The sequence below is a fragment of the Tenacibaculum ascidiaceicola genome, assembly GCF_047470925.1.
Lineage (GTDB): Bacteria > Bacteroidota > Bacteroidia > Flavobacteriales > Flavobacteriaceae > Polaribacter > Polaribacter discolor.
Genome location: NZ_JAZKJP010000008.1, coordinates 94,690 through 107,971, shown reverse-complemented (window position 1 = coordinate 107,971; position 13,282 = coordinate 94,690). Strand labels below are relative to the sequence as shown.

The window sequence follows — 13,282 nt, the reverse complement described above, 5'->3', positions numbered from 1 at the left end:
TTGAGATATTAGTATTAAGTAGTTAGAAATGCATAAAGTAGAAGATTTAAAAATATGGCAAAAATCAATAAAGTTAGCAAAAGCTACCTATCTACTTGTTTCAGAATTACCATCGGATGAAAAATTCGGACTAACATCTCAAATAAAGAGAAGTGCTATTTCGATTCCTTCAAATATAGCAGAAGGAGCTGGTAGAAATTCACAAAAAGAATTCAAACACTTTTTGAGTGTTGCAAATGGTTCTACATACGAACTTCAAACGCAATTACTATTAGTTATTGAATTGAACCTAATACATAAAGATAAAGTACAACCCATTATTGAGTTGTGTATTGAAATTCAGAAAATGAATTATGTTTTTCAGCAAAAATTAAACGCCTAAACATTCACTCAATACTAAAACCTCAATACTCAATACTAAAAATAAAATGAAAACAGCATATATAGTAAAAGGATATAGAACCGCCGTAGGGAAATCTAAAAAAGGTGTGTTCAGATTTAAAAGAGCTGACGAATTAGCTGCTGAAACCATCAAATATATGATGGATAAGTTGCCAGAATTCGATGTAAAACGTATCGACGATGTTATTGTTGGTAACGCAATGCCAGAAGGTTCTCAAGGATTAAACATGGCAAGAATTATTTCGTTAATCGGATTAGATTCTGTGGATGTTCCTGGAGTTACCGTAAACCGTTTCTGTTCATCAGGATTAGAAACTATTGGTATGGCTGTAGCAAAAATTCAATCTGGAATGGCAGAGTGTATTATTGCTGGTGGAGCAGAAAGTATGAGTTCTGTACCAATGACAGGTTTTAAACCAGAATTAAACTACGATATCGTAAATGCAGGTCACGAGGATTACTATTGGGGAATGGGTAATACTGCGGAAGCAGTAGCTCAACAATACAATGTATCTCGTGCAGACCAAGATCAATTTGCATACGAATCGCACATGAAAGCTTTAAAAGCGTTAGATAGTGATCGTTTTCAAGATCAAATAGCTCCAATCAATGTAGAGGAAACCTACATTGATGGAAACGGAAAACGAGCTACAAGAAATTATACAGTTACTAAAGACGAAGGTCCACGTCGTGGAACTAGCGTAGAAGCTTTAGCAAAATTACGTCCAGTATTTGCGGCTAATGGTTCTGTTACCGCTGGTAACTCATCACAAACAAGTGATGGTGCTGCGTTCGTAATGGTAATGAGTGAAGATATGGTAAAAGAGTTAGGTATTGAACCAGAAGCTCGTTTAGTAAGTTATGCAGCAGCAGGAGTACCACCTCGTATTATGGGAATTGGTCCTGTAGCAGCTATTCCAAAAGCATTAAAACAAGCAGGTTTACAACAAAGTGATATTGAATTAATTGAACTAAATGAAGCGTTTGCTTCACAATCGTTAGCTGTTATTCGCGAATTAGGTTTAAATCCGGATATCGTTAACGTAAATGGTGGAGCAATTGCTTTAGGTCACCCATTAGGATGTACTGGTGGTAAACTATCTGTTCAGTTATTTGATGAAATGCGTAAGCGTAACATGAATAACAAATACGGAATGGTAACCATGTGTGTAGGTACTGGTCAAGGTGCTGCTGGTATTTTTGAATTCTTAAATTAAAATTAAGATATAAGTATTGAGTATTGAGAATTTTCTCATCTCTTTTAAAAAATAAGTAACAAAATTATAAAAGTAGTTAGTATCTCAATACTCACTACTAAATACTAAAATCTAATATACTATGTCAGAATTAAATAAAGATATTTTACGCGGAGGGCAGTTCCTAGTAAAAGAAACAAAATGCGAAGATATATTTACTCCTGAAGATTTTTCAGAAGAGCAAACAATGATGCGTGATGCGGTTAAAGAATTTAACGACCGTGAAATTATTCCTTATAAAGATCGTTTCGAAAAGAAAGATTATGCACTTACCGAAGAAACTATGCGTAAAGCAGGTGAATTAGGATTCTTAGGTGTGGCTGTTCCTGAAGCTTATGGAGGATTAGGAATGGGATTCGTTTCTACTATGTTAACTTGTGATTATATTTCAAGTGGAACAGGATCTTTTAGTACAGCTTTTGGTGCACATACAGGTATTGGTACGATGCCAATTACTTTATACGGTACTGAAGAGCAAAAGCAAAAATACGTTCCTGCGTTAGCAATGGGTGAAAAGTTTGGAGCTTACTGTTTAACAGAACCAGGAGCTGGATCGGATGCGAACTCAGGTAAAACTACTGCTGAGTTAACTGAAGACGGAAAGCACTACAAAATTAACGGACAAAAAATGTGGATTTCGAATGCAGGTTTTGCTGAAATCTTCATCGTTTTTGCTCGTATTGAAGACGATAAAAACATTACTGGTTTTATCTTAGAATATGATAAAAACAATCCTAACGGAGTAACTTTAGGAGAAGAAGAGCACAAATTAGGTATTCGTGCATCATCTACACGTCAGGTATTTTTCAACGATACATTAATTCCTGTTGAAAACATGTTATCTGTTCGTGGTGGTGGATTCAAAATTGCAATGAACGCCTTAAACGTTGGTCGTATTAAATTAGCTGGTGCTTGTTTAGATTCTCAAAGAAGAATTATTAGCCATGCTGTAAACTATGCTAACGAGCGTAAGCAATTTAAAACTCCTATTTCAGAATTTGGAGCTATTAAAATGAAATTAGCTGAAATGGCTACTAGTGCTTATGTTGGTGAATCTGCATCATACAGAGCAGCTAAAAACATTGAAGACAGAATTGCTATTCGTGAATCTGAAGGAAGTTCTCACCAAGATGCAGAATTAAAAGGTGTTGAAGAATATGCTATTGAATGTTCAATCTTAAAAGTAGCTGTTTCTGAAGACGTACAAAACTGTGCTGATGAAGGAATCCAAATTTACGGAGGTATGGGATTCTCTGAAGAAACTCCAATGGAGTCTGCTTGGAGAGATGCTCGTATTGCACGTATTTACGAAGGAACTAACGAAATCAACCGTTTATTATCGGTAGGAATGTTAGTTAAAAAAGCAATGAAAGGTCATGTAGATTTATTAAATCCAGCAATGGCAGTTCAAAACGAATTAATGGGAATTCCTTCTTTCGATACTCCAGATTATTCTGAATTATTCTCAGAAGAAAAAGAGATGTTAGCTAAACTTAAGAAAGTATTCTTAATGGTAGCTGGAGCTGCATTACAAAAATTTGGTCCAGAATTAGAGCAACACCAACAGTTATTAACTGCTGCTTCTAATATTTTAATTGAAATATACATGGCAGAATCTGGAATTTTAAGAACTGAAAAGAACGCGAAGCGTTTTGGTGAAGATGCTCAAAAAGAACAGATTGCTATGGCTAAGTTATACTTATACAATGCCGTAGAAACTATTACTAAAAGCGCAAGAGAAGGAATTATTTCTTTCGCTGAAGGTGATGAGCAACGTATGATGTTAATGGGACTTAAGCGTTTTACAAAATACGCAAACTACCCTAACGTAGTTGAGTTACGTGACACAATCGCAGAAAAATTAAAAGCAGAAAATAAATACTGCTTCTAAAAAATAGAAAAATTTTCTTCAACTTTTATAGGTTTTAGAATTTAGTTGTTTGTTTAAAAGATCGTCAAATTAGTTTTTGGCGGTCTTTTTTTTATCCTCTAAAAAAACATTAATAAACCTATACACTACAATATCAAGCTTGTGTAAAATTGAGATTCTTAAGTTTTTCTTAAAATGCTTTTTCATATCTTTAATGGTATATTTATTGAATCAGTCCCTATGAAAAATAAAATAGCATGATAAAACTTACCAATTCAGCACTACTAGGAATGGCATTATTAGCCATAGTTAGCTGTAAAAAAGAAGCAAAAAAAGTAGACACACAAAAAACCGTTAACCAAGAAACAGTAGCCACAATAAATGATGTTACTGGAAACTATGTTTCTTCAGAATATGAAAAAAGAAACGAAGGATACGATTGGGTTTCTGTTGCTGTAAAACCTGCTGTAAATAATCAATTAAAAATTGTAGTTCGCTCACGAGCTGATAAGAAAAAACCTACCTGTACTTTTAACGCTCTTGCTAAAAAAGCAAATGACAGCACGTATACAACTGACATAAATGGTAAAACTGTAGTATTTTCTTTTAAAAACAAACAAATTTCTATTGCAACGCCAAACAAAGAAGACAGTGGTTTATTAAACTTTTACTGTTCTGGTGGAGGAAGCCTTGCGGGTTCTTACCATAAAATTGACGGAGACTTAGACCAAACACAAATAGACAAAACCATTTTTAAGAAGCATTTAACCTTACAAGGAATTGGTTTTAATATTTCTACTAAAAAAAATGGAATGGATACTGAATTAACGGTTGCTCCTTACGGTTTAGAAATTGATAATTCAGCAATTACTCAAAACATTGACGGTAGTGTTGTTGATGCTAAAATTGAAGATTTAAACTCAGATGGTTTTCCTGAAGTAGTTATTTATACTCGATCTGATGGAAGCGGAAGCTACGGTAACGTAATTGGATATTCTGTTAATAACGGAAAATCGGTGAGTCAAATATACTTCCCTCCTATTACTGAAAATAAAAAGTTAAGCGAAGGATACATGGGACACGATGAGTTTACCATTGTTGAAACTACCCTATCTCAACGTTTTCCTATTTATACAAAAGAAGATTCTAATGCTAACCCAACAGGAGGCATCAGACAAATTAATTATAAATTGGTTGATGGTGAAGCTTCAAGAAAATTTGAAATAAAGAACTCAACTGATTTTAACACTAAAGATTAAACTATTTATTATGAAAAAACTATCATTTTTATTCGCTACCATTTTACTAATCACAGTTTCTTGTGCTAAAAAAGATGCTGCTGATCAGCTATACAATACCACTTGGGAACTAGAATATATTACTGGACCAAGAATTGCTTTTGATGGATTATACCCTACTAAAAAACCACAACTTACGTTTGATAAAGAAACAAAAAAAGCTACAGGAAATAACGGTTGTAACGGTTATTCTGCTGAGTTTACGTTAGGTGAAGAAAATGCTATTTCTTTTGGAGAAGCAGGACCAACTACTATGATGTATTGCGGACAAGGGGAACAAGTATTTTTAAAAACCATTAAAAAAATTAACAAGTATAGCTTTGACATAGAAGGAAAACTAAACTTATTAATGGACGATGTAACCATGATGCGCTTTAAAAAAGTAACCACTGAAGAATAACTCACTATAGTTGACTCTTTAAACTGAGTGATAACATAGGGGAAAACCTCATACTATACAGCCTTTTTTTGGTTTGTTGGTATGAGGTTTATTTTTTTACTACCAAAGGCAGCGTCCGCTAATAAGTATACAAAGAATGTTGGGTTGAATCCATACAGATGTAAAAGCAGAGAGCATGCCGCGGTATTAGCGACCCATGCCGCGGTGTCTTCGGAGCTTGCCGTGATATTAGCGACCCGTGCCGTAGTGTCTTCGGAGCACGCCGTGATATCAGCGACCCATGCCGTGGTGTCTTCGGAGCATGCCGTGATATCAGCGACCCGTGCCGCGGTATCTGCGGAGCATGCCGTGATATCAGCGACCCATGCCGCGGTGTCTGCGGAGCATGCCGTGATATTAGCGACCCGTGCCGTAGTGTCTGCGGAGCATGCCGTGATATCAGCGACCCATACAATCTTTAATGACACTTAAAACATCTTTTATTACCTAAATAGCTGAGATTATGGGTTTCCGTAAGAGAATTAAATTATTATTAGTAAGTTCGTTAAAGTATAAACAAGTTATGTGCAAGCTGAAAAAAATAGAATATGCCAAAAATAATTGATGTTGGAGTTGAGCAAGATCATATCGAATCTTTAACAAGAGCGAGTGGAGTAACAGCAATTTCTGAACTTATTTGGAATTCTCTTGATGCTGATTCAACAGAAATTAAAATTGAGTATGTTAAAAATAAACTAGGCCGCTTTGAAAACCTCACAGTTATTGATAATGGACTAGGAATTGATTATGCAAAGGCTCAAGACGTATTTGGTAGATTAGGTGGTTCTGAGAAAAAGCTCAAAAACACAAGCCCTAGCGGACGACATTATCACGGGAAAGAAGGAAAAGGAAGATATAAATCTCTTGCATTAGGAGATTTAGTAAAATTCACAAGTGTTTATAAAAACGGAAAGTCTTTAAAAGAATTTACAGTAACATTCGACCGAAATAATTTAGCTCATTCAAACTTTAGTGATTTAAAAACACTTCCAAAAGGCAACAACGAAACAGGATTTAAAGTTGAAATTCAAAACCTAAACCAAGAAAGTGTAAATCAAGCTTTAGATGTTAAATTCAGAAAGGAAATTGAGCAAAAATTCGCTTCCTATTGGATAAACTATTCTGATTTTAATATCTATTTCAATGGTAATAAGCTAGAGTTTGAATCTTTAATAAAAAACACTGATGAAACAGATTTTCTTGTAGAAGATGGAGAACTGTCTTATCGATTTGTTATTAAAATCATAGAATGGAGTTTTGATATTAAAAAGAAAACTTATTTGTGTAATACAAAAGGTGTTCCTTTCAAAGAACTAAATCTAGGTATCCGTTCGACAATTCCTATTTCTATTTTCATTCAATCAATTTATGTAGAAAAACTGCACAGAGAGAACAGAATTGATTTAGAAAATTTTGATGATATTTTACAAGGAGCTTATGGCGAAGCTAAAAAATTCGCTCGTGAGTATGTTAGGAAAAGACTCCATTTATATTCGGGAGAATTTATCAATAACTTAAAATCAAAGGGACTTTACCCATATAAAGAAAATGCCGATACGATAATTGAAGAAAGCAAAAGACAAGTGTTTGACATTGTTGCACTTCAAGTAAATGAATATTTACCAGACTTTGAAAACCAAGATGATAAAAGTAAAAAATTCACTCTTTCGTTAATTAAAGAAGCTTTAGAAAAAGATTCGAACTCTTTACAAAAGATTTTGACAGAGGTAATTGAATTACCAGATGAAAAAAGAGAAGAACTTGTTGAGATTCTAGAAGAAACCTCATTGTCAAGTATCATTGACACAATGACGGAAATCAAGAATAGATTGAAATTTTTGAATGGTTTAGAGGAACTTATCTATAATAAAGAGTTGAGTAAAAATGTACTTGAAAGAAAGCATTTACATAAAATTATTGCAAACGAAACTTGGTTATTTGGAGACGAATATACATATGGCGTTGATGACATTACATTAAAAAATGTACTAAAAGAGTATTTGAAATTTTTAGGACGTGATGATTTTAAAGAAATTGCAGAAAGTGAGTCTAATGAAGATTTACAGATAATTCCTGATGTCTGTCTATGGAAGCAGTTTCCAAAGGGCACACCAGGACACAAAACAAATCTAGTAATCGAATTAAAAAAGCCAACTGTAGACGCAGGTATTTCAGAACTAGGTCAGATAAAGCAATATGCCGCAAGAGTTAGTAAAGACAGAAGATTTCCGAAAGAAAAAACTAAATGGAAATTTCTCTTAGTTACAAGAGACATTAAGCCTGATATAGAAATAGACTTAGATCAAAAGGATAGAGATTATGGTCACGTCCTTTCAAGTGAGCTAGTAGATGTTCACGTTTTGACTTGGGGACATATAATTAATGAAGCGAAAACTAGATATGAATTCATTAAGGAAAAACTGAATATAAACTTGATGGATAATGAACAGAATTTGGACTACTTGAAATCTAAATACAGTGAATATTTACCGACTGAATTAAAAAAAGTCAGCATATAATAATGTATATAATACTCATAACGTTTCTAATCAACAGAATAACAAATTAAAAATGGACATATCGACAAAAAAAGTAGTCAAAAATATTCTATTGATAGTCGTCTTTGCTATATTATTAATTGGAGCTTATTGGTTTCTCCTATTCCTTTTCGAAAACACTACAGAAATTGAAAGACGGAATGAATTTGGAGATTATATTGGAGGTATATTAAATCCTCTTTTCACTCTACTTTCAACTGCCGCTATAATTTACTTAACTTATATTATAGCCAATAATGAAGATAAAAAATCAGAAAAATCAATTGAAACACAAAAGAGGATTACGTTAAGTCAGATGCGTCAAATGGCTTTAAATGATTTAATCGAAAAAATGAATTTGTTTGTGTACGAAGCCGATAAACTATCCATTCATGATGCAAATAAAGGAAAACTTCATCAAAAAATTCTGACAAAATTTATTGAGGAAGAAAATGAAAAGAAAGGAAAAAGTGATGAAAAAGTTACTGTTTGGTTAATTATTTTACTTGAACTTGAAAACTTCTTTCTTTTAAAATATTTGTTTTTAGATTTATTTGAAACAGAGTTATTCCTTACAAAATATAATGACTTAATAGAAATAACAAGTAAATTAGCTGAAGAGCAAGCTAAAATGAAATTTATTACTTATAAATCAATTGGAGAATATATTAATAACCAGAAAGAGCTTGTATCAATAATAGGAAATTATATCTATTCTGAATTTTAACAAAACATAAAACACTACAAAGAACTGAAATAAAACAAGTAAATTTCCAAAACTTTATACCAAAGTACTTTTGTAATCAGCATCATACGGTAAACCTCTTTTTACAATTGCAAAAGCTTGTTTTAGTAACTTATTACATACCGCTATTAAAGCAAGCTTTTTTTCCTTGTTTCGTATTTGTTAAATTAGGTGTTTTAATACGTAACTAATACTATGTCAATCATGCAACTGTTTAAACACAAAACACTAAAACACTATTTAGGAACGCTTTTTTTAATGCTAATGGTAACTTCCTGTAAAGGGCAAACACAAACAAACATAGAAAGAAATGTAGGGGGAGGTTGCCAAGACTGTAAAGCTTTATTGGATTATAAAATGCTTAATATAAAACCTAAGTCAGTTGATACCTTACCTGGTTTTCATGAAAATGAACCAAAACTAAAAATAACAGGTACTGCATTTAAAAAAGACGGAAAAACACCCGCAGAAAATGTTATACTCTACATTTATCACACAGACAGAAATGGAATTTACCAACCGAGTGACAAACCTGTAGGTTCGGAAAAAAGACACGGACAATATAGAAATTGGCTTAAAACAGGTAACGATGGAAAATTCACTTTTTATACATTCAGGCCTGCATCTTATCCAAATACTCAAGAGCCAGAGCACATTCATATTTATGTAAAAGAGCCCAATACCGTACCTTATTATATTGATAGCTATCAATTTGAAAGTGACCCTGCTCTTACTGAAGAAAAAAAGCAATCAGAAAAAAACAGAGGTGGTTCTGGAATCATACAACTTAAAAAAGAAGATGGTATTTGGACTGCCAACAGAGATTTAATTTTAGGATTGAATATTCCTGATTATGAGTAAAAGCTTTAGTTACAATTACTACTCACCTACTCCTAAAAAACATAGACTTCTATTCAATATGTATTTACTAAATTAGTTGTTTAAACTAGTTATATAAAAAATGAAACTGTTCTTTAAAATAATAATGCTCTCTTTTTTAACAATTTCAAGCTGTAAGTTACAACAAAATGAGAAGAGTGAACCAAACCCTAATCCACCAAAAGCTCAATTTACCAAATTCGATTTAGGAGAAAGTGATTTACCAACACTAAAAAATGTAGTAAATGATTATGAATTTCTCTTCACTATTGAACAACTGGAAAAGTTAACCTTGTTAATTCGTGAGTATGAGAAAAAGACTTCCAATCAAATAGCTATTGTTTCTATTAAATCAATCGGAAAATACACCAATTTTAGTCAATTCGCTATTGACTTATCAAATCATAATGGTGTAGGGCAAAAAGAAAAAAATAACGGTTTGACTATTGTTTTCAGTAAAACCTTAAGAAAAATAAGAATTTCTACAGGCATTGGAACTGAACAAATTTTAACAGACGAAATTTGTGAGGAAGTAATTGAGAAAATAATTATCCCTGAGTTTAAAAAAGGAGAGTATTACCTTGGTATTAAAAAAGGAATAAATGAGTTAATAGCTAAGTGGCAAAAACCTATAAAAAGATAACTTTTTTTACTTAACCTTATTTGATTAGCTCAGCAAAGACAAGGCTACATTTATAGAGTTTGATAACTCTTTTTTATCAGGGTTTACTTTAGAAACAACTCGAATACCATTATAAAGTGTGTAAAGAAGAGTGGCTATAGATTTTAAATCTTGACTGTTTTTTAATTGACCTCTTTCTTTACCTGCTTTCAAATACTCGTAAAATAAGTTTTGGAAATCGCATTTATTTTCTATTAGCACTTTCTGTAAACTTTCGTCATTCGGAATAAGTTCGGTCGTAGCATTTACAACAAAACATCCTTTTTTATCTTCATCAAGAATAGCTTCTTCTATAGTTTTATTAAAAAGCTTAGAAAATCCTTCTTTCACATCTGGATAGTTTTTAAAAAACTCTATTAGTCCTTCTTTTGTTGTAGCTCTATAAAGCTCGAAAGATTTTTTAAATAACTGTTCTTTATCGCCAAAAGTATCGTATAAACTTGCTCTGTTTATTCCTAAGTGGCATACCAAATCTTGTACAGAAGTAGCAGAATATCCTTGTTTCCAAAACAAACACATTGCTTTGGTTAGTACTTCTTTTTCATCAAATGATTTTACTCTTGGCATATAAAAAAATGTGGAAGCGATTAACTCTTCCACAAAATTACCATACTGGAACTTTCATTCCAAATATATTCAAAAAAATTTAACTCAATAGTGGGTTAATATTTATTCCTCCATCAATATTATACTCACTTCCTGTAATAAAAGAAGCATTATCTGAAGCTAAAAACGATACCAATTTTGCAACCTCTTCTGGTCGTCCGAATCGTTTTAAAGGAATACGATTTTCTATGGCTTGAGCTAAACCTTGTATTTGCTCTTCTTCCATTCCTGTTTTTTCAAAAATTGGTGTAGAAACTGGACCAGGGTTTACCGAATTAATTCGTATTCCTCTCGAAGCTAATTCAGTAGCTGCTGTTCTAGTATAAGAGTTTAATGCTGCTTTTGATGCTGCATATACAGCTGTATTTGGCATTCCGGTATAAGCGTTTATAGATGATAAATTTATAATTGATGCTCCCTCATTTAAAATTGGTAAGAATTTTTCGGTAGTAAACACAGCTCCTTTAAAGTTAATAGCCATTTGATGATCAAACATTTCTTCACTTATACTTCCAACAGGTGCTGGTTGAAAAATACCCGCATTTACAAATAGTATATCAACTTTATTGAAGTCTCTCTTAACCTGTTCTACTAAGTTCTCAATAGCAGAAAGACTTTTTACATCAGCAACAATTCCTTTTACTCCTAGTTTTTGTGAAGCCTCTTCTACTTTTTCAGAATTTCTTCCTGTAATAATTACTGTTGCTCCTTGATTTTTTAATTCTTGAGCAGATGCAAAACCAATACCACTGTTTCCGCCAGTTACAACTGCTATTTTTCCTTTTAATGTACTCATTGTTTTTATTTTTAGTTAATAATTAATTATAGAACGATCATTCCATTTACAAACATACACATATTAGAATGATTGTTCCAAATTAAATTTGCTCTTATTTCATTCGCTCAAATGTTAAAATATCGAACAGACTTGTCTGTTCTTTTTAAACTCTGTAACTTTGACATAAATTAAGAGATATGAGTAGTCCCAGAGAACGAATATTAGAAACAGTTGCACATTTATTTCATCAACAAGGTTATAACAGTACAGGTATTAACCAAGTTATTAAAGAAGCTAAAGTTGCTAAAGCTAGTTTTTATCAGCACTTTAAATCAAAGGATGCTTTGTGTATTGATTTCTTAAATAACAGGCACGAGCTTTGGTTTAAAGAACTCTTTAAGTATACTTCAAAAAGTAAAAATTTAAAAGATAGAGTATTGCTAGCATTCGATTTTATATCTTATATGAATACAAAAGAAAATTTTAGAGGCTGTAGCTTTCTAAATATTCTATCAGAAATATCTAAAAAACAAGAGGGTATTTTAACCGTAATTCAATTACATAAAAAAGAATTGAACAACTTTTTTCAAGAGTTAATAGACAATGAATTACTTGCTACACATATTTATCTGCTTTTTGAAAGTGCTATCATAGAAAGTCAACTCTTCAAATCAAATGAAATAGTATATAAATCAAAAAAAATCATACAAAACTTACTATAATTATTATGGAACAGAAACATCCACTACCTCCTTTTACCCTCGAAACTGCTAAACGAAAAATTCAACTCGCAGAAGATGCTTGGAATTCTCAAAATCCTGAAAAGATAGCATTAGCTTACACTGTTGATAGTGAATGGAGAAATAGAGACACCTTTGTTAATGGTAGAGAAGAAATTATTAACTTCTTGAGTAAAAAGTGGCAAAATGAGCTTAATTACAAACTAAAAAAAGAGTATTGGGCACATAGTGAAAATAGAATTGCTGTACGATTTGAATATGAATACAAGAATACAGATGGCAAATGGTTTAGGGCTTACGGTAATGAAAACTGGGAATTTGATAACAACGGACAAATGAAAAAAAGGTACGCTAGTATTAATGATCTTGAAATAGAGGAAGTTGATAGGTATCTTTAATTTTTTAGTATAAAATTAAAAAAGTGAATTATAATATCCTTTTTACTTTAAAGGATTACTTATTGAATTAAATAATTTGAACTGTAAAATGAATTATAAAATAGATGATATAAACAGTACCGAATATCAGGAAGTAGTTGACTTATGGGAGGCTTCCGTTAGGGCTACACATTATTTTTTAAAAGAAGAAGACATTTTATATTTTAAACCTCTTATTCTAAATACGTATTTAGATGCAGTAGAGTTAAAGTGCATTAAAATCAATAATAAAATAGTAGGTTTTTTAGGTGTTGCTGAACAAAATTTAGAAATGCTTTTTATCCACCCTGAATATCGAGGTAAAAAGGTAGGTCAAACCCTATTAGAATATTCAATTGACAAATTGAATGTGGATAAGGTAGATGTAAATGAGCAAAATGAACAAGCAGTTGGTTTTTACAATCATTTTGGTTTTAAAACTATCAAACGTTCAAAACTAGATGCTACAGGAAAACCTTACCCTATTTTACACATGCTATTAAGTAATACTCTCTAAAAGAACTTAAGAGTTATTAGTAATAACTCTTATTCCTAAAATTAAAACAAAAGAATTAACTTTATCAAACTGTAATCCTTATAAAAAAACTAATCTTTTGTAGTTTTACAATATACT

Annotated in this window: 14 protein-coding genes and 1 pseudogene; 12 read left to right on the top strand and 3 right to left on the bottom strand. The window is 32.1% G+C overall.

Annotated features, from left to right (window positions below; translation table 11 throughout):
• Positions 1-28 precede the first annotated feature (28 nt).
• The 7 genes from VBY68_RS08855 (at position 29) to VBY68_RS08825 (ending at position 8,529) form a co-directional block, all read left to right on the top strand.
• Positions 29-382, top strand: a complete 354-nt coding sequence (locus VBY68_RS08855) for a four helix bundle protein (RefSeq protein WP_099214018.1) — start codon at positions 29-31, stop codon at positions 380-382.
• Positions 383-428: 46 nt separating this feature from the next.
• Positions 429-1,619, top strand: a complete 1,191-nt coding sequence (locus VBY68_RS08850; protein ID WP_099214017.1) for an acetyl-CoA C-acyltransferase — start codon at positions 429-431, stop codon at positions 1,617-1,619.
• Positions 1,620-1,740: 121 nt separating this feature from the next.
• Positions 1,741-3,549: an acyl-CoA dehydrogenase family protein gene (locus tag VBY68_RS08845; protein WP_099214016.1), complete on the top strand. Its 1,809-nt coding sequence runs from the start codon at positions 1,741-1,743 to the stop codon at positions 3,547-3,549.
• 236 nt (positions 3,550-3,785) lie between these two features.
• The gene (locus VBY68_RS08840; protein ID WP_415269509.1) at positions 3,786-4,787 is read left to right on the top strand and encodes a PliI family lysozyme inhibitor of I-type lysozyme; all 1,002 of its coding nucleotides are present in this window, start codon (positions 3,786-3,788) and stop codon (positions 4,785-4,787) included.
• Positions 4,788-4,797: 10 nt separating this feature from the next.
• Entirely contained in the window at positions 4,798-5,226 is a 429-nt protein-coding gene (locus VBY68_RS08835) for an META domain-containing protein (protein ID WP_099214014.1), read from the top strand.
• A gap of 587 nt (positions 5,227-5,813) precedes the next feature.
• Complete coding sequence (locus VBY68_RS08830; protein ID WP_415269508.1) at positions 5,814-7,784, top strand: ATP-binding protein; 1,971 nt, start codon at positions 5,814-5,816, stop codon at positions 7,782-7,784.
• A 52-nt stretch (positions 7,785-7,836) separates the two neighbouring features.
• Complete coding sequence (locus VBY68_RS08825; RefSeq protein ID WP_415269507.1) at positions 7,837-8,529, top strand: hypothetical protein; 693 nt, start codon at positions 7,837-7,839, stop codon at positions 8,527-8,529.
• 54 nt (positions 8,530-8,583) lie between these two features.
• On the opposite strand, the pseudogene VBY68_RS08820 reads toward VBY68_RS08825, so the two are convergent.
• Positions 8,584-8,703 (bottom strand): annotated as a pseudogene (locus tag VBY68_RS08820) (IS110 family transposase); the annotation flags it as partial.
• A 48-nt stretch (positions 8,704-8,751) separates the two neighbouring features.
• Between VBY68_RS08820 and VBY68_RS08815 the strand changes: the two are divergent.
• Together VBY68_RS08815 and VBY68_RS08810 are read left to right on the top strand one after the other, a co-directional pair.
• Entirely contained in the window at positions 8,752-9,408 is a 657-nt protein-coding gene (locus tag VBY68_RS08815) for a peptidase associated/transthyretin-like domain-containing protein (protein ID WP_415269506.1), read from the top strand.
• Between the two features lie 100 nt (positions 9,409-9,508).
• On the top strand, positions 9,509-10,069 hold the full coding sequence (locus VBY68_RS08810) for a TPM domain-containing protein (protein ID WP_415269505.1): 561 nt from the start codon (positions 9,509-9,511) through the stop codon (positions 10,067-10,069).
• 24 nt (positions 10,070-10,093) lie between these two features.
• Here the strand turns inward: VBY68_RS08810 and VBY68_RS08805 are convergent, their stop codons facing one another.
• On the bottom strand, positions 10,094-10,675 hold the full coding sequence (locus tag VBY68_RS08805) for a TetR/AcrR family transcriptional regulator (RefSeq protein ID WP_273693630.1): 582 nt from the start codon (positions 10,673-10,675) through the stop codon (positions 10,094-10,096).
• Positions 10,676-10,754: 79 nt separating this feature from the next.
• Positions 10,755-11,510, bottom strand: a complete 756-nt coding sequence (locus VBY68_RS08800) for an SDR family oxidoreductase (protein WP_099214006.1) — start codon at positions 11,508-11,510, stop codon at positions 10,755-10,757.
• A 179-nt stretch (positions 11,511-11,689) separates the two neighbouring features.
• Between VBY68_RS08800 and VBY68_RS08795 the strand changes: the two genes are divergently transcribed.
• The 3 genes from VBY68_RS08795 (at position 11,690) to VBY68_RS08785 (ending at position 13,165) form a co-directional block, all read left to right on the top strand.
• The gene (locus tag VBY68_RS08795) at positions 11,690-12,214 is read left to right on the top strand and encodes a TetR/AcrR family transcriptional regulator (protein WP_415269504.1); all 525 of its coding nucleotides are present in this window, start codon (positions 11,690-11,692) and stop codon (positions 12,212-12,214) included.
• Positions 12,215-12,219: 5 nt separating this feature from the next.
• Positions 12,220-12,630, top strand: coding sequence for a DUF1348 family protein (locus tag VBY68_RS08790; protein WP_415269503.1), 411 nt, complete (start codon positions 12,220-12,222; stop codon positions 12,628-12,630).
• Positions 12,631-12,718: 88 nt separating this feature from the next.
• A complete protein-coding gene (locus VBY68_RS08785) occupies positions 12,719-13,165 on the top strand; it encodes a GNAT family N-acetyltransferase (protein WP_415269502.1) in 447 nt (148 codons plus the stop codon).
• Positions 13,166-13,282 lie beyond the last annotated feature (117 nt).

Bases quoted from the DNA above. Each gene is read 5' to 3' on its own strand.
- VBY68_RS08845 (WP_099214016.1), top strand. From the start codon at position 1,741: ATGTCAGAATTAAATAAAGATATTTTACGCGGAGGGCAGTTCCTAGTA.
- VBY68_RS08805 (WP_273693630.1), bottom strand. From the start codon at position 10,675: ATGCCAAGAGTAAAATCATTTGATGAAAAAGAAGTACTAACCAAAGCA.
- VBY68_RS08815 (WP_415269506.1), top strand. From the start codon at position 8,752: ATGCAACTGTTTAAACACAAAACACTAAAACACTATTTAGGAACGCTT.
- VBY68_RS08825 (WP_415269507.1), top strand. From the start codon at position 7,837: ATGGACATATCGACAAAAAAAGTAGTCAAAAATATTCTATTGATAGTC.
- VBY68_RS08785 (WP_415269502.1), top strand. From the start codon at position 12,719: ATGAATTATAAAATAGATGATATAAACAGTACCGAATATCAGGAAGTA.
- VBY68_RS08800 (WP_099214006.1), bottom strand. From the start codon at position 11,510: ATGAGTACATTAAAAGGAAAAATAGCAGTTGTAACTGGCGGAAACAGT.
- VBY68_RS08835 (WP_099214014.1), top strand. From the start codon at position 4,798: ATGAAAAAACTATCATTTTTATTCGCTACCATTTTACTAATCACAGTT.
- VBY68_RS08840 (WP_415269509.1), top strand. From the start codon at position 3,786: ATGATAAAACTTACCAATTCAGCACTACTAGGAATGGCATTATTAGCC.
- VBY68_RS08855 (WP_099214018.1), top strand. From the start codon at position 29: ATGCATAAAGTAGAAGATTTAAAAATATGGCAAAAATCAATAAAGTTA.
- VBY68_RS08810 (WP_415269505.1), top strand. From the start codon at position 9,509: ATGAAACTGTTCTTTAAAATAATAATGCTCTCTTTTTTAACAATTTCA.
- VBY68_RS08830 (WP_415269508.1), top strand. From the start codon at position 5,814: ATGCCAAAAATAATTGATGTTGGAGTTGAGCAAGATCATATCGAATCT.
- VBY68_RS08850 (WP_099214017.1), top strand. From the start codon at position 429: ATGAAAACAGCATATATAGTAAAAGGATATAGAACCGCCGTAGGGAAA.
- VBY68_RS08795 (WP_415269504.1), top strand. From the start codon at position 11,690: ATGAGTAGTCCCAGAGAACGAATATTAGAAACAGTTGCACATTTATTT.
- VBY68_RS08790 (WP_415269503.1), top strand. From the start codon at position 12,220: ATGGAACAGAAACATCCACTACCTCCTTTTACCCTCGAAACTGCTAAA.